Source organism: Nocardia rhizosphaerihabitans, assembly GCF_014646295.1.
GTDB lineage: Bacteria > Actinomycetota > Actinomycetes > Mycobacteriales > Mycobacteriaceae > Nocardia > Nocardia rhizosphaerihabitans.
Genome location: NZ_BMNE01000002.1, coordinates 2595 through 23841 on the forward strand (window position 1 = coordinate 2595; position 21247 = coordinate 23841).

The 21247-nt window shown below is 69.0% G+C and carries 23 protein-coding genes; 9 read left to right on the forward strand and 14 right to left on the reverse strand.

Annotated features, from left to right (window positions below; genetic code table 11):
• Window positions 1-12: 12 nt before the first annotated feature.
• The 3 genes from IEY60_RS06410 to IEY60_RS06420 all read right to left on the reverse strand — a co-directional run bounded on the left by IEY60_RS06410 (window position 13) and on the right by IEY60_RS06420 (window position 1768).
• Window positions 13-360, reverse strand: coding sequence for a hypothetical protein (locus IEY60_RS06410; protein ID WP_189025051.1), 348 nt, complete (start codon window positions 358-360; stop codon window positions 13-15).
• 86 nt (window positions 361-446) lie between these two features.
• On the reverse strand, window positions 447-1544 hold the full coding sequence (locus IEY60_RS06415) for an SPFH domain-containing protein (RefSeq protein ID WP_189027311.1): 1098 nt from the start codon (window positions 1542-1544) through the stop codon (window positions 447-449).
• A 2-nt stretch (window positions 1545-1546) separates the two neighbouring features.
• Window positions 1547-1768: an NfeD C-terminal domain-containing protein gene (locus tag IEY60_RS06420; protein ID WP_189025053.1), complete on the reverse strand. Its 222-nt coding sequence runs from the start codon at window positions 1766-1768 to the stop codon at window positions 1547-1549.
• Between the two features lie 114 nt (window positions 1769-1882).
• On the opposite strand from IEY60_RS06420, the gene IEY60_RS06425 reads away from it, so the two are divergent.
• From IEY60_RS06425 to IEY60_RS06435, 3 genes are all read left to right on the forward strand, one after another.
• Window positions 1883-2515, forward strand: a complete 633-nt coding sequence (locus IEY60_RS06425) for a type 1 glutamine amidotransferase family protein (protein WP_189025055.1) — start codon at window positions 1883-1885, stop codon at window positions 2513-2515.
• Window positions 2512-2970 (forward strand): MarR family winged helix-turn-helix transcriptional regulator, encoded by a 459-nt coding sequence (locus tag IEY60_RS06430; protein WP_189025057.1) that lies wholly within the window; start codon window positions 2512-2514, stop codon window positions 2968-2970. Before IEY60_RS06425 ends, IEY60_RS06430 begins: the two co-directional genes overlap by 4 nt.
• Window positions 2971-3116: 146 nt before the next feature.
• A complete protein-coding gene (locus IEY60_RS06435) occupies window positions 3117-3776 on the forward strand; it encodes a chymotrypsin family serine protease (protein WP_189025059.1) in 660 nt (219 codons plus the stop codon).
• Window positions 3777-3784: 8 nt separating this feature from the next.
• Here the strand turns inward: IEY60_RS06435 and IEY60_RS06440 are convergent, their stop codons facing one another.
• The 5 genes from IEY60_RS06440 to IEY60_RS06460 form a co-directional block, all read right to left on the reverse strand.
• Window positions 3785-4333 carry an FHA domain-containing protein gene (locus IEY60_RS06440; protein ID WP_189025061.1) on the reverse strand — a complete coding sequence of 183 codons (549 nt, stop codon included), beginning with the start codon at window positions 4331-4333 and terminating at the stop codon, window positions 3785-3787.
• A gap of 338 nt (window positions 4334-4671) precedes the next feature.
• Window positions 4672-5220, reverse strand: a complete 549-nt coding sequence (locus IEY60_RS06445; protein ID WP_189025063.1) for a YceI family protein — start codon at window positions 5218-5220, stop codon at window positions 4672-4674.
• A gap of 35 nt (window positions 5221-5255) precedes the next feature.
• The gene (locus IEY60_RS06450; RefSeq protein WP_189025065.1) at window positions 5256-5876 is read right to left on the reverse strand and encodes an FMN reductase; all 621 of its coding nucleotides are present in this window, start codon (window positions 5874-5876) and stop codon (window positions 5256-5258) included.
• On the reverse strand, window positions 5873-6964 hold the full coding sequence (locus IEY60_RS06455; protein WP_189025067.1) for an LLM class flavin-dependent oxidoreductase: 1092 nt from the start codon (window positions 6962-6964) through the stop codon (window positions 5873-5875). The genes IEY60_RS06450 and IEY60_RS06455 overlap by 4 nt, the downstream gene beginning before the upstream one ends.
• Window positions 6965-7045: 81 nt before the next feature.
• Complete coding sequence (locus IEY60_RS06460) at window positions 7046-7804, reverse strand: HAD-IIA family hydrolase (RefSeq protein ID WP_373291699.1); 759 nt, start codon at window positions 7802-7804, stop codon at window positions 7046-7048.
• 164 nt (window positions 7805-7968) lie between these two features.
• Between IEY60_RS06460 and fgd the strand changes: the two genes are divergently transcribed.
• Window positions 7969-8979, forward strand: coding sequence for a glucose-6-phosphate dehydrogenase (coenzyme-F420) (gene fgd / locus IEY60_RS06465; RefSeq protein WP_189025071.1), 1011 nt, complete (start codon window positions 7969-7971; stop codon window positions 8977-8979).
• 134 nt (window positions 8980-9113) lie between these two features.
• Here fgd and IEY60_RS06470 read toward each other — a convergent pair whose 3' ends face one another.
• Together IEY60_RS06470 and IEY60_RS06475 are read right to left on the reverse strand one after the other, a co-directional pair.
• Complete coding sequence (locus IEY60_RS06470; protein WP_189025073.1) at window positions 9114-9497, reverse strand: MerR family transcriptional regulator; 384 nt, start codon at window positions 9495-9497, stop codon at window positions 9114-9116.
• 78 nt (window positions 9498-9575) lie between these two features.
• Window positions 9576-10082, reverse strand: coding sequence for a nitroreductase family deazaflavin-dependent oxidoreductase (locus tag IEY60_RS06475; protein WP_189025075.1), 507 nt, complete (start codon window positions 10080-10082; stop codon window positions 9576-9578).
• A 73-nt stretch (window positions 10083-10155) separates the two neighbouring features.
• On the opposite strand from IEY60_RS06475, the gene pta reads away from it, so the two are divergent.
• Window positions 10156-12234, forward strand: a complete 2079-nt coding sequence (pta, locus tag IEY60_RS06480) for a phosphate acetyltransferase (RefSeq protein ID WP_189025077.1) — start codon at window positions 10156-10158, stop codon at window positions 12232-12234.
• Window positions 12231-13427 (forward strand): acetate kinase, encoded by a 1197-nt coding sequence (locus tag IEY60_RS06485; protein WP_189025079.1) that lies wholly within the window; start codon window positions 12231-12233, stop codon window positions 13425-13427. The genes pta and IEY60_RS06485 overlap by 4 nt, the downstream gene beginning before the upstream one ends.
• Here IEY60_RS06485 and IEY60_RS06490 read toward each other — a convergent pair.
• From IEY60_RS06490 to IEY60_RS06500, 3 genes are read right to left on the reverse strand one after another with little or no spacing between them, the layout of a single operon-like run.
• The gene (locus IEY60_RS06490; RefSeq protein ID WP_189025081.1) at window positions 13424-15919 is read right to left on the reverse strand and encodes a tetratricopeptide repeat protein; all 2496 of its coding nucleotides are present in this window, start codon (window positions 15917-15919) and stop codon (window positions 13424-13426) included. The genes IEY60_RS06485 and IEY60_RS06490 overlap by 4 nt on opposite strands.
• A 5-nt stretch (window positions 15920-15924) precedes the next feature.
• Window positions 15925-16887 carry a glutamate ABC transporter substrate-binding protein gene (locus IEY60_RS06495; RefSeq protein ID WP_189025083.1) on the reverse strand — a complete coding sequence of 321 codons (963 nt, stop codon included), beginning with the start codon at window positions 16885-16887 and terminating at the stop codon, window positions 15925-15927.
• Complete coding sequence (locus IEY60_RS06500) at window positions 16884-18365, reverse strand: GlnX family signal transduction membrane protein (RefSeq protein ID WP_229739616.1); 1482 nt, start codon at window positions 18363-18365, stop codon at window positions 16884-16886. Before IEY60_RS06500 ends, IEY60_RS06495 begins: the two co-directional genes overlap by 4 nt.
• A gap of 129 nt (window positions 18366-18494) precedes the next feature.
• Between IEY60_RS06500 and IEY60_RS06505 the strand changes: the two genes are divergently transcribed.
• Window positions 18495-19127: an NUDIX hydrolase gene (locus tag IEY60_RS06505; protein ID WP_189025085.1), complete on the forward strand. Its 633-nt coding sequence runs from the start codon at window positions 18495-18497 to the stop codon at window positions 19125-19127.
• A 35-nt stretch (window positions 19128-19162) separates the two neighbouring features.
• On the opposite strand, the gene thiE is transcribed toward IEY60_RS06505, so the two are convergent.
• On the reverse strand, window positions 19163-19864 hold the full coding sequence (gene thiE, locus IEY60_RS06510; protein WP_189025088.1) for a thiamine phosphate synthase: 702 nt from the start codon (window positions 19862-19864) through the stop codon (window positions 19163-19165).
• Between the two features lie 78 nt (window positions 19865-19942).
• Here thiE and thiO point away from each other — a divergent pair, with 78 nt between their 5' ends.
• The gene (gene thiO / locus IEY60_RS06515; protein WP_189025090.1) at window positions 19943-21025 is read left to right on the forward strand and encodes a glycine oxidase ThiO; all 1083 of its coding nucleotides are present in this window, start codon (window positions 19943-19945) and stop codon (window positions 21023-21025) included.
• Entirely contained in the window at window positions 21022-21237 is a 216-nt protein-coding gene (thiS, locus tag IEY60_RS06520) for a sulfur carrier protein ThiS (protein ID WP_189025092.1), read from the forward strand. The genes thiO and thiS overlap by 4 nt, the downstream gene beginning before the upstream one ends.
• Window positions 21238-21247: the final 10 nt, after the last annotated feature.

A 21247-nucleotide genomic window follows, 5' to 3' on the forward strand; every position in this document is an offset into this window, starting at 1 on the left:
GTTTCGGTGGCGTCAGGAAGGCGGTGTGGCGGCGAGTTTCGCGATCACCTCGTCGATCTTGTTGACGACGAAGAGTTCGGTGCCTGTGTCGGTGTCGATGCGCAGGCGGGTACGGAGGCCGCCGCTGAATATGCCACCGTCCGGACTTTGCTGCCCGACGGCGCGCAGCTGGGCCAGTGGAGTTTCCCAGCGCTTGCCGCCGGTGATCGCATCGATGTGGGTGGGCACGAAGAGGAGACGGGTCTCGGTCAGGTAGAGGCAGCCGCCCACGGCTCGGCTGCCCTGTGTTCGATTGGCGAGCTTGCGCCAGACGATGTTCTCGGATGCGCCCAGCGCGGGGCTACCGATCCACAATCCCATCAGTCATTCCTTCTCGATCTCGGCGTTCGTCACAGTGGATCGACACCCGGCCGAGCATCGTTAATCGTGCCCGGCCGGGTACCGGATCAGACCTTGTCGGCCTCGCCGTTGGACAACGCTTTCTGCAGCGAGTTGAAGACCGTGAGGCCCTGGCCGACCATGCCGTTGACGAGTTCGCCGACGCCGTCGGGGCCGTTGAGGACGGTGAGGTTGGCTCCTGCGAGGCCGTTGGAGGCCTGCTTGACGATTTCGGGGAGCTGTTCGATGAGCAGCTGGTCGAGGGCGATGCGGTTGTTGGAGGCGGCGGCTTCGGCTTGGATGCGGGTGCGGTCGGCTTCGGCCTCGGCGAGGATGCGGACACGTTCCGCTTCGGCCAATGCAGGTTTCACGACTTCGGCCTGGAGTTCCTGCTCGCGCAGTTCGGCGTTCTTGCGGGCCTGCTCGGCCTGGGCGGTGAGGACCGCCTGCCTGGCGATGGCGTCGGCGAGCGGACCCGCCTGTGCCGCTTCGGCATTGGCCTTGTCGATGTCGCGCTGATACTGCGCCTTGAGGATCGAGGTCTCGCGTTCGTATTCGGCGCGGCGGCGCAGCGACTCCTGTTCGGCCTCGGCGGCGCGCTGGGCGGCCTGGGCCTGGGCGATCTGGGCGTCGCGCTGCACGGCCGCATTGTGCGGTGCGGCAAGGGCATTGATGTAGCCGAGGTTGCCGTCGTCGATGGACTGGATCTGGAACGAGTCGACCCACAGGCCGATATTGCTCATCTCCACCTTGGAGGCGATGAGCACCTCGTCGGCCAGCTTCTGGCGCTCGCGGATGATCTCCTCGACCGTCATCGAGCCGACGATCGAGCGCAGGTGGCCGGAGAAGATGCGGCCGGTGAGTACCGACATCTCCTGCTCCTGCTCGGACAGGAACCGTTGTGCTGCATTGACGATCGACTGGGTGTCGTTGGCGACCTTGAACGCGATCACCGCGCGCACGTCGAGCTGGATGGCCTGCTTGGTGACGCAGCGCTCCCTGATCTCGGACTCGAACATGGCCAGCGAGAGGTAGCGGACCTTGCGGAACAGCGGCACCACCCAGGTGCCACGGCCGATGACCACCTTGAACGGCGCGTTGTCCTTGGTCTTGGCACCGCTGACCAGCATGGCTTCGTCGGGATCGGGAACGTGATAGCCCAGCATGTTCATTTCTCCTCTGTGAGCGGAATCCAGGCGACGACGTCGACCAGCCGGCCCGGATGGACCGCGACGATCAACACGGTCGAGCCGGCGGCGAGCGGTTCGTCGGCGCGGGCGAGGTAGGTCTCGGTGCCCCCGCGGATTGCGACGAGGACCTCGCCCAGCGCACCGGCCGCCCGGATCGGTGAGGTGAGGGTTCCCGTCAGGCCGTGCACGGGGTCGATCATCGCGCTGAGTCTCCTTGTCTCGCACCGAATGACGTCAGCGTACGACGCGCGGCCTGTCGGCGGGTTTCGATTTCCTTATTGACAGCATTCTGTCAAATATGACAGGATGCTGTCATGTCGATCTCAACAGTTCACGTAGCCGTCTACGACACTCTCGCCGACTGGGAGGTGGGCGCCGCCACCGCGCACATCGCCAACGGCAACTGGCACCGCGAGCCGGGAAAGTTCCAGGTGAAGACGGTCGGGCTGAGCGCCGAACCGATCACCACGATGGGCCGGATGCGGGTGACGCCCGACCTGGCGGTCGCCGATCTCGACCCCGCCGACAGCGCGATGCTGATCCTGCCCGGCGCCGACCTGTGGGTCGGTGAGGAGCTGATTCCCCTCGCGCACAAGGCAAGGCAGTTCGTCGAGGCAGGCGTGCCGATCGCCGCGATCTGCGGCGCCACCTTCGGGCTGGCAAGGGAGGGGTTGCTCGACGACCGCGCGCACACCTCCAATGCGGCCGAATACCTCGTCTACAGCGGATATTCGGGCGCCGATCGCTATGTGGAGGTGCCTGCCGTCACCGATCGCGACGTCATCACCGCCGACGGTATGTCCCCGTTCGAGTTCGCGCGGGAGGTCTTCGCCCGCCTCGACCTGTACGAACCGCGCGTCCTCGACGCCTGGTACCAGTTGTACGCACAGAAGGACCCGGCCGGGTACGCCGTACTCGCCGACTACGAAGGGAGCCTCGCCGGTTGAACGAGGAACAGGACTTACTCGACGGCGCCGCGCTCACCGTCTACCGGCTCAACGGCCAATTCCTCACCATCGGTGACGGATTGGCCGCGCCGGCCGGGATCTCCGTCGCCTGGTGGCAGGTGATGGCGGCCGTGCAGGAGCAACCGCTGCCGGTCGCCGGGATCGCCCGCGCCATGGGCATCACCAGGCAGAGCGTGCAGCGGGTGGCCGACCTGCTCGTCGCCAAGGGGATGTGCGAATACCGCCCCAACCCGGCGCACAAGCGGGCCAAGCTGGTGGCGATCACCGCGGCGGGGGAGGCGGCCATCCGGCGCATCGATCCGCAGCACGCGGTGATGGCGTGGCGGCTCGCCGACGCCCTCGGACCTGCGGCGTTCGCCGAGACCGTCGCGGTGCTGACGCGCCTGTCCGCCGCCCTCGACATGATCATCGCCGCCGACGAGTCGGCTGGTTGAACATCGCGACACACCCGCGGTCGAAGTCGAGCAGGTTCCCCGCCGCGGCGACCTTGGTGTGATGTTGACTTGCTATGGTTTCGATCTAGCAAACGCGCAGCGTTTCGCGCCAAAGAGATAGCCGCGTCCAACGGAACGGATCGGATATGTCAAGAGCAATCGCAGCAATAGGCGCAGTACTGGCAGCACTCGGCGTGACGATGGCCGGGCAGATCGGGACGGCGAACGCCGCGGATCCAGCCGTCCTCGGTGGCGGTTCCGGCATCGGCGTGAACGACGCCACCTGCACGCTCACCACGATCGGACACGATTCCGGCGGTCGGCTGGTCGGGCTCACCGCCGGGCACTGCGGTCCCCTCGGCGCCGACATCACGGCCGAGGCCAATCGCGGTGCGGGCGTCGTCGGCAAGGTCGCCGTCCTCAACGAGAACATGGACTACGCCGTGATCACCTTCGACCCGAACATGGTCGTCCCGGTGAACCGTGTAGGCAACACCACGATCACCGGGATCGGCGGACCAGCACAGTTCCCCGCCATCGCCTGCAAAGAAGGCCGCACCACCGGCCAGACCTGTGGCATCACCTGGGGTGACCCGCTGCAATCCAAGATCGCGACCGTGACGCAGATCTGTGTCATCTCCGGCGACTCCGGTGGCCCTGTCGTGGTCGGCACCACCCTGGTCGGCATGGTCAACGGCTACATATACGTGCCGTGCATCGGACCGGAGGTCGGCATGAACATGACCGACATCCTCGGCGACATCGACGCACGCGGTGGCGTCGGAGCGGGCTTCCGCCCGATCTGACCGGGATGTCAGTCGGCGACGCCGGGCTTGCGATCGGCCAGCACGCCACTGGCGAGGGCCCGCTCGACCAGCTCCACCCGCTTCTGGTTCTGCGGGAAATCGTCGACCTGGAACGTTCGGCACAGTGCCCGCAGATGGGTCTTCACGGTGGCGATGCTGAGGCACAGATCCTGTGCGATCCGGCAGTTCGACGCCGGGTAGCAATGCGCGAGCTCACCCTCGCGCGACCCGCACAGTGCCTCCAGAACCAGGTATTGCGCATCGGTGAGTGAACTGCGTGATACCCGCAGGACGGGCGTCGTCGGCACCTCCTCCACCGGCGAGTGGCCGTCCTCGCTGAACGTGAACACCGTTTGCCCGACTTTGAGGGTGTCGCCGGATTCGAGGGTCCGGCGACCGCCGATCCGCTCCCCATTGACAAATGTCCCATTTGTCGACATTCCGTCGTCGACGACGACCCAGCAGTCACAGATCTGCTCGATGACGGCGTGCAGTCGCGACACCGTCGAATCGTCGGAAACCACGATGTCGGCGGCATCCGAGCGCCCGATGGACACCGTGCCCCCGTAGTGATCAAGACGGTACTCGCGGCGACTCCCGTTCCCGAACGCCGAGGTCAGCGTGCAAACACCGGGCGGTCGCGGCCACACATGCCAGTCCACCGCCGTACTCACGTTGTTCCCGAGTGCCCTCGCCCCGCTCGCTCTGGCCATGACCTGCCCTCATTCTGCTGCCATGAATCCAGTGTGCGCCGCCGCGCAAACGATCACATGAGTAGTCGACCACTCGAATGTGCCGCCGCGAGGGATGAGGGTGGCAGTCCCGGGCTCGGGTAGCCGGACAGCACGAAGCCCGCGCCGACCGGTAGGTGGCGCGGGCTGCGTGGGTGTGTGGGTCAGCTCTGGAGGGCGACCTCGATTTCGAGGGTGAGGGTGATCTTGTCGCCGATGACGGCGCCGCCGTCGGGCAGCGGCATGTCGATGTCGAGGCCGAAGTCGCGGCGGGAGACCACGGTCTTGGCTTCGAAGCCGGCGACCGGGCCGTTGCCCATGCCCGGGTTGACGCCGAGGAACTCGACCTCGAGCGAGACCGGCTTGGTGTTGCCGCGCACGGTGAACTCGCCGTCGACGACGAAGTCGCTGCCATCGCCCCGGAATCCGGTGGACTTGAAGGTCATCACCGGGAACTGCTCGGCGTGGAAGAAGTCGGCGGTGCGCAGGTGACCGTCGCGCTGGGCGTTGTCGGTGGTGAGGGAGTCGACGCGGATCTCGGCGTGCGCGGAGGCCGTGCCGTCTTCGCCGATGACGAGGGCGCCGTCGAAGTCGGTGAAGCGGCCGCGGACCTTGCTCACCATCAGGTGGCGTACGGAGAAGCCGACGGTGGAGTGGGTGGGGTCGATGGCCCAGGTGCCCGCGGTGAGGCCGGTGGCGAGTGCGGTGGTCATGGGAACTCCTTATGGGGGTTGGTGTTTCGGAGGGTCTAGCGGGGGAGGTTGGCGGCGAGCAGATCCGCGAACGGGGTCGGCTCGTCGTACGGGTCGGCAGGTCCGGTGGCGGGCTTGCCGAGGATCTGGGTGGCGAATTCGCCTGCGGCGCGGTCTATCCGGTTGTTCAGCGCCTGGTCGGCGCCGCGGGCGCCCCAGTCCGACGATGCGGCGTACACGGCGGTGGGTACGACGATCGAGCGCAGGTAGGCGAACAGCGGACGCACCGCGTGCTCGAGCGCCAGCGAATGACGTTCGGTGCCGCCGGTGGCACCGGCCAGCACCGGTTTGCCGGCGAGCGAATCCGGTTCGAGCACATCGAAGAACGTCTTGAACAGGCCGCTGTAGGAGGCGCTGAAGATCGGTGTCACCGCGATCAGACCGTCGGCGCCGACGACCTGATCGATCGCGGTCCGCAGCGCCGGTGCCGGAAACCCGGTGAGCAGGTTGTCGGCCAGGTCGCGGGCGTGGTCGCGCAGGTCGACGAAGTCCAGTTCGACCTCGGCGCCCGCGGCCCGCAGCTCCCGCGCGGTGGCGGTGGCCAGCCGGTCGGCCAGCAGCCGGGTCGACGAGGGCTGCGACAGCCCGGCCGACACCACCGCGATACGAGTGGTCATGCGGTCACCTCCGTCGCGGTCTTGGCGGCGAGGAGCGAGGCGTGAGTCGGCGCGTCCGGCACCTGTGCGGGGCGTCGGGCCGCGAATTCCTTGCGCAGCACCGGAATCACTTCCTCGCCGAGCAGATCGAGCTGTTCGAGCACCGTCTTCAACGGCAGGCCGGCGTGGTCGACGAGGAACAGCTGGCGCTGGTAGTCGCCGAAGTGCTCGCGGAAGGTGAGCGTCTTCTCGATGACCTGCTCCGGGCTGCCCACGGTCAGCGGGGTCTGCTCGGTGAACTCCTCCAGCGACGGGCCGTGTCCGTAGACGGGCGCGTTGTCGAAGTACGGCCGGAATTCCCGGACCGCGTCCTGAGAGTTCTTGCGCAGGAACACCTGTCCACCGAGGCCGACGATGGCCTGGTCGGCGCTGCCGTGGCCGTAGTGCTCGTAGCGACGGCGGTACAGGTCGATCAGCCGCTGGAAATGGTCGGTGGGCCAGAAGATGTGGTTGGCGAAGAAGCCGTCACCGTAGTAGGCGGCCTGCTCGGCGATCTCCGGGCTGCGGATCGAGCCGTGCCAGACGAACGGCGGGACGTCGTCGAGCGGACGCGGCGTCGAGGTGAACGACTGCAGCGGCGTGCGGAACTTGCCCTCCCAGTCCACGACGTCCTCGCGCCAGAGCCGGTGCAGCAGATGGTAGTTCTCGATGGCCAGGGGAATGCCGTCGCGAATGTCCTTGCCGAACCAGGGATAGACCGGGCCGGTGTTGCCGCGGCCGAGCATCAGGTCGACCCGGCCGTCGGCCAGGTGTTGCAGCATCGCGAAGTCCTCGGCGATCTTGACCGGGTCGTTCGTGGTGATCAGCGTGGTGGAGGTGGACAGCAGGATGTTGTCGGTGCGGCCCGCGATGTAGCCGAGCATGGTGGTCGGCGAGGACGGGACGAAGGGCGGATTGTGGTGCTCGCCCATCGCGAACACGTCCAGACCCACTTCCTCGGCCTTCTGCGCGATCGCGACCATCGCCTTGATCCGCTCGGCCTCGGTCGGGGTGCGGCCGTTCGTTGGATCGGTGGTCACGTCACCGACGGTGAAGATTCCGAACTGCACGGGCCCTCCTTTGGTTGCCATGGCAACTATAACCGGCGAAGGGTGGAACCTATTCCGGTGAGGCGCAGCTCACATCTGGAGTCAGTCCAGGAACGGGGTGCGGGTCCGGCCGATCAGGTCGGCGACCGAGTCGACGACCAGGGTGGGGCGGAACGGGTACTTCTCGACCGAGGCCTTCGTGGAGATGCCCGAGGTGACCAGGACCGTGCGCATGCCCGCTTCCAGGCCCGCGATCACGTCGGTGTCCATCCGGTCGCCGATCATCACGGTGGACTGCGAATGCGCGCCGATGCGGCGCAGGGCCGAGCGCATCATCAGCGGGTTCGGCTTGCCGACGTAGTACGGTTCCTTGCCGGTCGCGCGGGTGATCAGCGCGGCGACCGAGCCGGTGGCCGGCAGCACCCCGTCGCGCGAGGGCCCCGTGGCGTCGGGGTTGGTCGCGATGAACTTGGCGCCACGGTCGACCAGGCGGATCGCGGTGGTGATGGCCTCGAAGGAATAGGTGCGGGTCTCGCCGAGCACCACGTAGTCGGGGTCGCTGTCGGTGAGCACGTAGCCGATCTCGTGCAGGGCGGTGGTGAGCCCGGACTCGCCGACCACGTAGGCGGTGCCGTTGGGGCGCTGGTCGTCGAGGAAGGTCGCGGTGGCCAGCGCCGAGGTCCAGATGGACTCCTCGGGGATGTCGAGGCCGGTGTGGCGCAGACGGGCCTGCAGGTCGCGTGGGGTGCGGATCGAATTGTTGGTCAGGACGAGGAACGGGGTCTCGTTCTCACGCAGTTCGGCCAGGAACTCGTCGGCGCCGGGGATCAGCTGATCCTCGTGCACCAGCACGCCGTCCATGTCGGTCAGATACGACAAGATCTGGTCATCCTTGGCGGTCACCAGCTAATCATCCGCTAAAACCCGTGCGGGTGCGAGTTACCGCTACCGGACAGTCGCCCGGGGCGTTGGTTAGTGTCGATGCGGCAGGGGCTGCGACGAAGCGAACGACAGGAGTGGCTGAGATGGTTGATCTCAAGCTCGGATACAAGGCATCGGCAGAGCAGTTCGGGCCGCGCGAGCTCGTCGAGCTGGCGGTGGCCGCCGAGGAGCACGGTCTCGACAGCGCGACCGTCAGCGATCACTTCCAGCCGTGGCGGCACAACGGCGGGCACGCGCCGTTCTCGCTGGCCTGGTTGGCCGCCGCCGGTGAGCGCACCGAGCGGATCATGCTCGGCACGTCGGTGCTCACTCCCACCTTCCGCTACAACCCGGCGGTGATCGCGCAGGCCTTCGCCACCTTCGGCTGCCTGTACCCGGGCCGGGTGATGCTCGGTGTCGGCACCGGCGAGGCGCTCAACGAGATCGCCACCGGGTACAAGGGCGAATGGCCCGATTTCAAGGAGCGTTTCGCCCGGCTGCGTGAGTCGGTGCAACTGATGCGTGAGCTGTGGACCGGTGATCGCGTCGATTTCGAGGGCGAGTACTACCACACCGTCGGGGCCTCGATCTATGACGTGCCCAAGGGCGGCATCCCCGTCTACATCGCCGCGGGTGGCCCGGTGGTCGCCAGGTACGCGGGCCGCGCGGGTGACGGTTTCATCTGCACCTCCGGTAAGGGCATGGACCTCTACACCGAGAAGTTGCTGCCCGCCGTCGCCGAGGGCGCGGCCAAGGCCGACCGTGACCTCGCCGCCATCGACAAGATGATCGAGATCAAGATCTCCTACGACACCGATCCCGAACTGGCGCTGCAGAACACGCGCTTCTGGGCCCCGCTGTCGTTGACCGCGGAGCAAAAGCACGACATCACCGATCCGATCGAGATGGAGGCCGCCGCCGACGCGCTGCCGATCGAGCAGGTCGCCAAGCGGTGGATCGTGGCCAGTGATCCGGACGAGGCCGTCGCCCAGATCAAGCCCTACCTGGACGCTGGTCTGAATCACCTGGTCTTCCACGCTCCCGGGCACGACCAGCTGCGGTTCCTCGATCTGTTCAAGCGGGATCTGGCGCCGCGTCTGCGCGCGCTGGGCTGACCGCGAACGTAACTGCCCGGCGGGCTCCGACAGTTCGCCGGGCGGTTTGCCTGTCGCCGTGGGAACCATTGAGCGACAAGCACTTCCAGGTGTATGCGCGGGCCGGTGCCGGGTCGGTATCGCCGGTCGAGGGATTATCGGAGCGAGCAGGCGGGGTCGCTGGATTCGGCGGCGAGCGCGTCGACAAGCTGAGCGGCCAGCTGCCGCCGGATCGCGGCGAGCCGCTCGGCCGCCGCGTCGACCTCGTCGAGTTTGCGACGTAGTTCTTCGACGGAGTCGGGACAACCGTCACCCGAACCGTCGCCCGCGCGCAGGCAGGCGACGAACGGATGCATGTCGGCCAGCTCGAACCCGACGGTGCGCAGCGCGTGGATCTTGCGCACGACGCGCAGTTCGACCTCGTCGTAGATCCGGTAACCCTTGGCGTCGCGCCGCGGCTCCACCAGCCCGTGCTGCTCGTAGTAGCGCAGCGCCCGGGCACTGGAACCGGTGCGTTCAGCCAGTTCGCCGATCAACATGCGACCTCCTCGATGACCGTGGCCGTCAAGGTAGACCTTGCCGTCGGTGTCAAGGCAAGAACGCCGTGCGGGCGCTCGCTATGCCCGGCGCAGGGCGAACATGCGCAAGTTGCGCGCCGTGCGGTCGCGGTAGGCGGCGTAGGCGCCGGTGATCTCGATGAACCGGGCGAACAGCGCGTCCTTGTCCGCCTCGGGCACCGGGGTGGCGACAACGGGGATGCGCTCGCCCGCGATGGCCACCGTGGCCGACGGGTCGGCGAGCAGATTCCCCGTCCACGCCGGGTGGTGGTCTTGGCCGAAGTTGGAGCCGACCACATACAGGGTGTCGCCGTCGTGGACGTAGAGCAGCGGCTGGGTGCGCGCGACACCGGATTTGCGGCCGGTGGTGGTCAGCAGGATGACCGGTGCGCCGATCGGGCCGAGCACGGTGTACTTGGCGTCGGTGCGCTCGAGCAGGGCCCGGTCCAGCGGTGTCACCGTGCGGATCAGCCAGGAACCCGGCTTCGTCGCAGCGAATCGATTGGCGGCGCGGGACAGGAGATTGGTGCGGGAGCCCCACTGCCGATCCGGGAACTGCGAAGTCATGGCCGGACTATAACGCGGCCGATCGCGCCACACCGAACTCCGGAATCGCCGTCGATTAACTAAGCTCGCGACCATGGTCGAACATGCCCCGTCCACCGTGTACATCGCCTCACCCGAGGGTGACACCGGAAAATCCACGGTGGCGCTCGGCGTTCTCCAGATGTTGTGCGCCACCACGGCCAGGGTCGGGGTGTTCCGCCCGATCACCCGCTCGACCGCAGAGCCCGACTACATCCTGGAACTGCTGCTCGAGCACAGCACCGCCGACATCGGGTACGACCAGGCCGTCGGCGTCACCTATGAGGACGTGCACCGCGACCCCGACGCCGCGATCAGCGAGATCGTGATGCGGTTCCACGACGTCGCCAAGGCCTGCGACGCGGTGGTGATCGTCGGCAGCGACTACACCGACGTCGCCAGCCCGAGCGAGCTGCGCTACAACGCCCGCATCGCGGTGAACCTCGGCGCACCGGTGCTGCTGGTGGTGCGCGGCGCCGACCGCACGCCAGCCGAGGTCAAGCAGCTGGTGGAGCTGTGCTCGACCGAGCTGGCGGCCGAGCACGCCCAGCTGGTCGCGGTCGTCGTCAACCGGTGCGCGCCGGACGAGACCGACGAGATCTGTTCCAGCCTGGACGGTTTCGACGTGCCGTCGTGGACGCTGCCCGAGGTGCCGTTGCTGATGGCGCCCACCATGGGTGAGCTGTGCGGCGCCATCGACGGCGAGATCTACAGCGGCGACCCGGAACTGCTGCAGCGCGAGGCGCTCAGGATCATGGTCGGCGGCATGACCGCCGAGCACATCCTGGAACGACTCTCCGACGGTGTGGTCGTGATCGCGCCGGGTGACCGCTCCGACGTTTTGCTCAGTGTGGTGAATGCCCATGAGGCCGAAGGGTTTCCGTCGCTGGCGGGCATCGTCATGAACGGCGGTATCCGGCCGCATCCGGCGATCGCGCGCCTGATGGAGGGCCTGCGTCCGAAGCTGCCGATCCTCACCACCGAGCTCGGCACCTATGACACCGCGAGCGCCGTGCACCGCACGCGTGGCCGGATGTGGGCGGGCAGCCCGCTCAAGGTCGACACCGCGCTGGCGCTGATGGAGGAGCGGGTCGACGCGCCTGAGCTGCTGAAACGAATCCAGGTGCCGCCGTCGCATGTGGTCACCCCGCAGATGTTCGAGTACCAGCTGATCGACCGGGCTCGCGCCGATCGCAAGCGAATCGTGCTGCCCGAGGGCGACGACGACCGCATCCTGCGCGCCGCGGGCCGGGTGCTGCAGCGCAAGATCGCCGACCTCACCATCCTCGGCGACGAGACCGCCGTGCGGGCCCGCGCCGCCGAGCTCGGTGTCGACATCGCCGCCGCGCAGGTGCTCGATCCGCGCAGCTCCGGCTACCTCGACGAGTTCGCCGCGGAGTACACCGAATTGCGTAAGCACAAGGGCATGACGCTCGAGCGCGCCCGCGAAACCATAGCCGACATCTCGTATTTCGGCACGATGATGGTCTACAAGGGGATCGCCGACGGCATGGTCTCCGGCGCCGCGCACACCACCGCGCACACCATCCGGCCCTCGTTCGAGATCATCAAGACCGTGCCGGGCGTCTCGACGGTGTCGAGCGTGTTCCTGATGTGCCTGGCCGATCGTGTCCTCGCCTACGGCGACTGCGCGGTGGTGCCGGACCCGACCTCCGAACAGCTCGCCGATATCGCGGTGTCCTCGGCGGAGACCGCGGCCCGTTTCGGCATCGATCCGCGGGTGGCCATGCTGTCGTACTCGACAGGGGCGTCGGGCACCGGTGCCGATGTCGACAAGGTCCGTGCCGCAACGGTATTGGTGCGCGAGCGCGCGCCGCAGCTGCCGGTGGAAGGCCCGATCCAGTACGACGCGGCGATCGAGCCTGCCGTGGCCAGCGCCAAACTGCCGGATTCCGAGGTGGCGGGCCGGGCGACGGTGTTCGTCTTCCCCGACCTCAATACCGGCAACAACACCTACAAGGCCGTGCAGCGCAGCGCGGGCGCGGTCGCGATCGGCCCGGTGCTGCAGGGTCTGCGCAAGCCGGTCAACGACCTGTCGCGTGGCGCGCTGGTCGCCGACATCGTCAACACGGTGGCCATCACCGCGATCCAGGCTCAGGGAGACGACGCGTGAGCGACTTGGTGCTGGTGCTCAATTGCGGCTCCTCTTCGATCAAATATCAACTGCTGCACGCCGACTCGGCGCAGGTGCTGGCTTCGGGGCTGGTCGAGAAGATCGGTGAGGCGCACGGCGGCCGGATCGTGCACGAGTGCGGTGACCGAAAGCTCGTGCACGAGGGGACGATCGCGGATCACCGGGCCGGACTGCGGCAGGCGTTCGAGATGTTCCGTGAGACCGGCATCGACCTGACGACGATCGGGATCGGCGCGGTCGGGCATCGGGTGGTGCACGGCGGCGAGGTGTTCTGGCGGCCGACGCTCATCACCGACGAGGTCGTGCGCACCATCGACGAACTGTCGGTCCTCGCGCCGCTGCACAATCCGGCCAATGTGATCGGCATCGAGTCGACCAGGGAACTGCTGCCCGGCATCCCGGAGGTCGCGGTGTTCGACACCGCCTTCTTCCATACGCTCCCCGAGGCGGCGAAGACCTACGCGATCGACGCGAAAGTGGCTGCCGCGCACGGCGTCCGCAAGTACGGCTTCCACGGCACCTCACACCAGTACGTGTCGGAGAAGGCCGCGGAATTCCTCGGCAGGCCCACCGAGGAGCTCAACCAGATCATCTTCCACCTCGGCAACGGCGCGTCGGCATCGGCGGTCGCCGGCGGCGTCGCGGTCGACACCACCATGGGCATGACCCCGCTCGAGGGCCTGGTCATGGGGACGCGACCGGGCGATCTCGACCCCGGAATCATGCCGCACCTGATGAATGTCGCCGGGCTCGATCTGCCCGCCGTCGAGCAGCTGCTCAACCGCAATTCCGGAATCAAGGGCCTGTCCGGGGTGAACGACTTCCGCGAGCTGCAACAGCTCATCGACAACGGCGACACCGCCGCAAAACTGGCCTACGACGTCTACATCCACCGCCTGCGCCGCTACCTCGGGGCCTACCTGGTGGAACTCGGCACCGTCGACAGCATCGTCTTCACCGCCGGTGTCGGCGAGAACAGCGCGTCCGTACGCGCCGACGCCCTGGCCGGACTACAGAACCTCGGCATCGAGGTCGACCCGGTCCGCAACGAGACGAGAACCCCCGGCATCCGCGCGATCTCGCCGGAGTTCGCGCCGGTGACGGTGCTGGTGGTGCCGACCAACGAGGAACTCGCGATCGCCCGCGCCGCGCACAAGCTGGCTACCGCCTAGAACCAGGACTTCGCGCGCAGCGAGTTGGCCAGGTCGACCAGGGCGTAGCGGTGGGTTCGGTCCGGGGCGTTGCGGGCGAGGGCGCGGAGGCCCGATTCGGTGCCGTCGCGGAGGTCTCGTTCGTCGAAGGGGCGGCCGAAGAGTTTGGCGTCCTTGCGTTTCGGGGTGTTGCCTGCCTGCAGCCAGGCCAGCGCTGTGCCCTGGACCAGGGTGCGCATGAGGGTGGACCGGTGCTCGCCGGGCGGGATGGACTGGGCGCGGGAGGCGGCCAGGCGCAGGACCTGTTCGTCGAGGTCGGCGACGGGGGCGCTGGTGAGCAGCAGCAGGACTGCGGTGGTCTGGGCGGTGGTGAAATGGCGGGACGCCGCGGGGACATCGTCGAGCGCGTGCACCGCCTCGCCGACACGGCCGGCCACCGCCAGCTGCCTGGCCAGGCCGAAGGCCGCGCTCACCACGGCGCGGTCGGTGCGCCACACGGTGTCGTAATAGCGTTCGGCGAAGGATCGCCACTGTTCGGGCGCGTCGGAATCCCAGTGCTGCAGAATGAGTTCCGCGGTAGCGGCCAAGGCCAGCTTGGGCGCGATTTCTCCCGGCAGCACTCGCAGGACGGCCTCGAAGGAGGCGAAGGCGGCCTCGTAGTCGAGTTCGAGCAGGTGTGCCTGGCCGGTGAACCAGTCGGCGCGCCAATCGGATTCGCCTTGGACGCGGTCGAGCAGGTGTAGCACCGCCGCCGATTCGCCGAGATCGAGGCGGGCGCGTACCTCGGCGAAGACCAGCTCGCCGGCAAGGGTTTCCGGTGCGTTGTCCGGGTCGGCCTCGGCGCGCTCGCGGGCGTCGTGCAGTGCTTCGAGTACGCGCTCCGGCTCCAGGTTCGCGGTCGCCGCCAGCAGCGGGGCGGACGGGTCGGCCGGATCGATCAGTGGAATCGGCAGGGCTGCAACCACATCGTGGGAGTCCAGCAGTGGGGAACGGCCGACGCCGTCGAGGTAGGCGTCGGTCTGGCTGATCAGTTCCTCGGTGCCGAAGCTGGTGCGCTGCGGACTGAAGACGGTGGACAGCTGGGGATGTTCGGTGCCGGTGTCATAGGCGAGGACCTCCCGCAGGACACCTGCCAGCTGGGCCGACATCGCTCGCGCCGACGGAAACCGCTGTGCCGGATCGGGATCGGTGGCGGTGAGCAGGAAACGGTGGAAGAACTCGTAGCGGGCCAGCAGCGGCTCGTCGGCGGGATCGGGGATGCCGTCGAGGTAGCGGCCGTGTTCGCTGGGCAGCGCCAGGGTGAGCGCGGCCAGCGTCCGGCCGACCGTGTACACGTCGGAGGCCGGTGTGGGGCCGGTCTTGGCGATCTCCGGCGCCTGGAAACCCTTGGTGCCGTATAGGTTTCCGTACGCCTCGATGGTGGCGACCGCGCCCAGGTCGATCAGCTTCACCTGGTCCTCGGTGACCATCACATTGTCGGGCTTGAGGTCGTTGTAGGTCAGGCCGATCGAGTGCAGATGGTCCAGCGCGGGCAGGATCTCCAGCACGTAGGCGATGGCCTCGGCCAGCGGCATCCGCTCACCGGACGGCCTGGCGTCGAGAATGTCGCGCAGCGACTGGCCGCCGACGTACTCCATGACGATGTAGCCGATGCTCGACCCGTCGGGCGCCGTGTGCTCGACGAAGTTGTGGATCTTGACGATGCTCGGATGCGCCACCTCGGCCAGGAACTGCCGCTCGGCCACCGCCACCGCCTGCGCCTCGGCGTCACCGGCGTGCAGCAAGCCCTTGAGCACCACCCAGCGATCGCTGACATTGCGGTCGATGGCCAGATAGATCCAGCCGAGGCCGCCGTGCGCGATACAGCCCTGGATCTCGTACTGCCCGGCGACCATGTCGCCCACGTGCAGCGACGGCCGGAAATCGTAGGCGGCGCCGCAGGTTTCGCACTTGCCCTCCGACGACGCCGCGCGGGCCGGGGTGGACCGGCCCACCGGGTTGGCGCAGCGCCAGCAGAATCGCCTGCCCTCCGACACCACCGGATCGGCCAGCACGGCCGCGCGCGGATCGGCGGGGGAGACGGTCGGGATCGGCACCAGGCCCGCGCCGAGTCTGCGGGTGGGGCGCGACCTGGCGGTGCGCACGCTGCGGCCTGACCGCGCGGTGCTCGGACCGGTTTGCGGTGTGGAAGACCAGGAATCGGGCGGCGACGCCTGGGTGCCGGGTGGTTCGGTGAACCGGTGGGCGAGCTCGGTGGCGGCGGTGTGCTGGGTGGCGGGCGGCCCGGCGACGCCCTGGGTGGCGGGCGGTTCCGCCGGCCTGCTCGCGGCGATCTCGGTGGCCGCGTGCTGGGGAAGAATGGGCAGCGGCAGGGTCTCGTCGTCGGCCGGTGCGGGCGGCAGCGTCCACCCGCCGGGCAGCTCGCCCTCCTCGCGCCGGGTCAGCTGCGTCGGCTGCTGCCGCTCCGGATCATCCTGTGCTGGTTCGCCGTTCGGCGGTTGTGTCGTGCTCATGGCGATCAGTCCCGGTACGTCGGTGCGGGCGGGCTCGGCGTCTCGCCGAGGGAGGCGAGCCAGCGGCGGTGGATGCGGACCCAGGTGCCGTCGTTGCGGATGCGCTCGAGCGTGGCGTTGACGAAGCGGACCAGATCGTCGTCGCCCTTGGGGATGCCGATGCCGTACGGCTCGGCGCTGATGCTCTCGCCGACCACCTCGGTGTAGGGGTCCTGCGCGGCCAGACCGGCCAGGATCGCGTCGTCGGTGCTCACCGCGTCCACCTGGCGTTGCTGCAGCACCACCAGGCAGTCGGCCCAGGTCGGCACGGTCAGGATGGTGGCGGCGGGCTGGTCGCGGCGGATGTGGTCGAGCGAGGTGGTGCCGCGCGCCACGCACACCCGCTTGCCCGCCAGATCGGCCAGGCCGTTGATGCCCGAGTTCTTCACCGCGAGCACCCGCTGGTCGGCGCGCAGGTACACGGTGGAGAACGCGACCCGTTCCTTGCGCTCGCAGGTGATCGTCATCGTCTTGGCGATCAGGTCGACGGTGTGCTCCCGCAGCGCCCGCTCGCGTTCTTCCGAAGCGAGACTGCGATATTCGATCAGATCGGGGTTGCCGAGCAGGTCGCGCGCGATCTCGCGGGCGATGTCGGCGTCGAAGCCGACGATGCGCCCGGTCAGCGGGTCGCGGAAGCTGAACAGGTTGCTGCCCGCGTCCAGACCGACGATCAGCCTGCCGCGCGCGCGGATGGCGTCGACCGTCGGACCGCCTGAGGTGCTCGGCCGCAGGCTGGCCGTCGGGTCACCGCACTGCTTGTCTTCGGGGGTGGGCAGCGGTGTGTCGGTGCCGATCGGAATCGCCTTGGCGGGCAGGGGCGGTTCGGAGTAGACGGCGCGGTTGTCGGGCGCCGGGGTGCTGTCGGAACAGCCGCCGAGCAGCGCCGCCGCCGCGAGCAGCAGCGCCGCGGTGACGCGCCCCGGCCTCACCGGTACTCCCGCAGCCGGGGCCACAGGCCGAGCGCGACGCACACGGCGGCCACGATGCCGAGGACGAACGCGCCGGGAGCCAGGAAGGCCAGCACGTCGATGGCCTGGGAGACCCTGTCGCGCAAGGTGTCCCGGGTGGCCGCGGAGGCCTTGCCGAGGGCCCGGTCGAGCGCGTCGACATGGGCGGCCGCGTCGGCGGCGCTCGGGCCGGTGGCGACGGCGGCGGCGCCGGTGAAGTCGCCGCGGGCGAGGGTGTCGTTCATCCGCTGATGCGCCGACTGCCAGCGAGCCAGCGCGGCGCGCGCGTCGCCGACCTCGCTGCGGGCGGGCGCGTCCCCGGGATAGCCGTCGAGCAGTTCGGTCAGCCGGGCGGTGTTGGTATCGAAGGTGCGGTCGTAGTCGCCGGTCGCGTCGCGGCGCACCAGCTTCACCATCTCCGCCGCCCTGGCCTGCTGCACCAGGATGCGGCTCTCGGCCAGCCGGGCCGCGGGGACCGCGCCCTGGTCGCGGCAGCGGATCATCGACACCGCCGACACCGAGCCTGCCGCCACGGTCCAGATCAGGGTCAGCGCCAGCGCGCCGGTGCCGATCAGCAGGCCCATGTTGAACACCCGCCGCGACCGGCGGGCCAGTTCCACCTGGACCCAGATCAGCGCGCCGAGCGCCACCATCAGCAGCGCGATCGCGGGCCACGGCGGCAGCACATGCCGGTCCTGTGCGGCGGTGATGGCGTCGAGCCGGTGGCTCTCCAGTTCCTCGGCCATCGGCAGCAGCGTGGTCTGCATCTGATGCGAGGCCTCGCTGAGATAGGCAGCGCCGACCGGGTAGCCGTTGCGGTTGTTGGCGCGCGCGGTCTCGATCAGGCCGGTGTAGACGGGCAGGCCGGTGGCGATGCCGGTGCGCAGTTTGCGGTCGGTGCCGGACGGGTCGGCGGCTTCCTCCACGGAGATGTGGCCCGCCTGGGTCACCAGCTCGGCGGCGGCCTCACCGATGGCCTGGGTGTAGCGATCGCGCACGGCAGCCGGTTCGAGTCCGCCGGCCAGGAATGCGGTGCCCGCGGCGGCGTCGGCGATCGAGAGGGAGGTGTAGAGGAGATTGGCCGAGTGCGCGTCGGGTTCGGTGTCGTCGAGCAGGACGCCGAGAGCTTGCTGGCGATCGCTGACGGTCGCCGAGGTCACCGCGCCCGCCGCCACGCACAACACCATCAGCACCAGTCCGGCCACCATCAGCCTGCCCGGCGAAGACTGCACGAAACCACGCAGACGCGCCGGATCGAACAGCGCACGCAGCGCCTTCACATCCGGTGCGGGCGGCCGGTCGGCGACGATCGCGGGCCGCCGCAACGGCGCGCGCCTGCTCGCCTCCGGCTGGACGACTACCCTCTCCGCGCCGTGCGCACCGCCCGTGGCCTGCGGTGACGGGCCGGAACGGACGGCCGCCACTTCGGTCGAGGCATCGCGATTCCCCGAGTCGACCATCGTTCACCTCCCCGTGCTGTCCGCGCACCACTTGTGGTGCGGAGTTTATTGTGGTCCTACCGGTGGCGCAGCCCCTCAGACACCCCCGAAGCGGTTGCTGCTCGGCTGCTACGGAGGAAAGAGTATTGGATGCGCGGTGACGGAGACGGCTGGTCGAACAGCCCGGGCGGAGTGCGGCACTGGGGCAAGTACGGTGCGGCGGGCCTGTTGGTGCGCGCGCCGCTGCCCCGCGGTGGTTCGGCGGTGCTCCTACAGCACCGTGCGCCGTGGAGCCATCAGGGCGGCACCTGGGCCATTCCCGGTGGCGCGCGGGATTCGCACGAGAGCGCCGAACACGCCGCGGTCAGGGAAGCGTGGGAGGAAGCGGGTATCACCGGCGACCTGCTGCGGGTGCGCGGCGAACGGCTGACGATGACCGCGCCGAGCGGCTGGACCTACACCACCGTGGTCGCCGACGCCGAGAGTCCGCTGGCCACCATCGCCAACAGGGAGAGCTCCGAGCTGGTCTGGGTGCCCGAGGACGAGGTCACCGACCTGCCGCTGCACCCAGGTTTCGCGCTGGCCTGGATCACCCTGCGTGCGGTACCGGTGCGCATCCGCTTCGCAGACGCTCCCGTGCCTGATCTGCCGCGCACGGTCGAGATCGCCGATCGGGGATTCTTCTGGCTGCACACGCAGGCCGACGGCCCCGGCGACGAGGTGACCATCGGCCCCGACCAGCCCGGCGAGCTCGCCGCCGCGCTCACGAAGCTGCTGTCCTGAACGCATGCCCGTGCTGTGGGCACGCGCGGCCAGGCTCAGTCGGTAGCCGCGAGCAGGGCCTGCTTGAGCTCGCGCGCTGCGGCTTCCGGGTCGGCCGCTTCGGTGATCGCACGGACCACGACGACCCGCCGCGCACCAGCGGACAGTACCTCGGGCAGCCGTTCGACATCGACACCGCCGATCGCGAACCACGGCATCGTCGGGTGTGCCTCGGCGGTGGACCGCACCAGGTCGATGCCCGCGGCCTGACGGCCCGGCTTTGTCGGCGTGGTCCAGATCGGGCCGGTGCAGAAGTAGTCCAGGTGGCCGTCGATCGCGGCGAGACCGGCCTGGGCGCGGTTGTGGGTGGACCGGCCGATCACCACGTCGGGGCCGAGGATGCGGCGCGCGTAGGCGGGCGGTAGGTCGCCCTGGCCGAGATGCAGGACGTCGGCGCCCGCGGCCAGCGCGATGTCGGCGCGGTCGTTCACCGCGAGCAGCGCGCCGTGCCTGCGGGTGGCCGCCTTGATCTCGGCCAGCGCGCCTAGCTCGGCCTTGGCCTCCAGCGGGCCGAATTCGGCCTCACCGGGCGACCCCTTGTCTCTGAGCTGCACGATGTCGACGCCACCCGCGAGCGCGGCATCGACGAACCTGGCCAGATCACCCTTGTCCCGGCGCGCGTCGGTGCACAGATACAGCAGCGCGCTGGACAAGCGCTCCCTGGGCGGGACGGATCGATTCGGATGGGAGGGCTGCACGGTGTCGACGGTAGTCGCGCTACCGTGGAGAAGCGACGCCGAGGCGTTCGACAGGCGGAAAAAGACAGGTGGAACGTGATGCGGACTCTGGCGGTCGTTGGCGGCGGCGCCGTCGGACTCGCCGTCGCATGGCAGGCCGCCGAGGCGGGCTGGACCGTCACCGTTTTCGATCCGGCGCCCGGTTCCGGCGCGTCCTACGTGGCGGGCGGGATGCTCGCGCCGCTGTCGGAGGGCTGGCCCGGTGAGGACCGGGTGCTGGCTTTCGGCGCCGCCGCGCTCGACGCCTGGCCCGCGTTCGCCGAGCGACTGCGCGCGGTCACCGGCGAATCGGTGTTCGTCGCCGACGAGACACTGACCGTCGCCCTCGACGGCGCCGATGCCGCCGACCTGCGCACCGTCGCGGACTGGCTGGCCGGTTTCGGGCACGACCTGCAAGTACTGGATCGCGCCGGGGTGCGTGCGGTGGAGCCCGTGCTGGCCCGCACCGTGCGGGCCGGTCTGCTGGCCACCACCGAGCCCGCGATCGACAACCGCCGGGTGCTGCGCGCCCTGCGTGCCGCCTGCACTGCCGCCGGTGTCGAGATTCGCGCGGAAGCCGTTGTCGCACTGGACGATCTACCGCACGACCGGGTGGTGCTCGCCGCGGGCGCGCATTCCTCGGACCTGTGGCCCGGCCTGCCGGTGCGGCCGGTGAAGGGCGAGATCCTGCGGCTGCGGCAGCGGCCCGGCGTGAGTCCGGCGCCGAGCCGGGTGATCCGGGCGCGCGTGCACGGCAGGCAGGTCTACCTGGTGCCCCGCGAGGACGGCATCGTCGTCGGCGCCACCCAATACGAAGCCGGTTTCGACACCACCGTCACCGTCGGCGGTGTCCGCGACCTGATCGCCGACGCCGAGGTGATCCTGCCCGGCATCTCGGAATACGAACTGGCCGAGGCGAATGCGGGCTCCCGGCCCGGCACCCCCGATAACCTGCCGCTGCTCGGCCCGCTCGACGACCGGGTCGTCGCCGCCACCGGCCACGGCCGCAACGGCATGCTCACCCTCGCCCTCACCGCGACCCTGGTCCCGCGGCTGCTCGACGACGAGTCGCCCGCGATCGCGGAAGTCGCCTCACCACAACGCTTTCCGGCGTTGCAGCTGTTCCAAGGAGGAGTTCGATGACCTCGACCATTCCGATCGGCGTCACCGTCAACGGTGTCGACCACGAGTTCGCCGAGCCGCTGAGCATCCGCGAACTGCTCACCCGGCTCGAATTGCCGTGCCAGGGCGTGGCATTGGCGGTCGACGGCGCGGTGTTCCCGAAGTCGCGCTGGGACGAGCCGGTCGGCCGCGGCTGGACCATCGAGGTGCTGACGGCGGTGCAGGGTGGCTGAGCCGGCACCA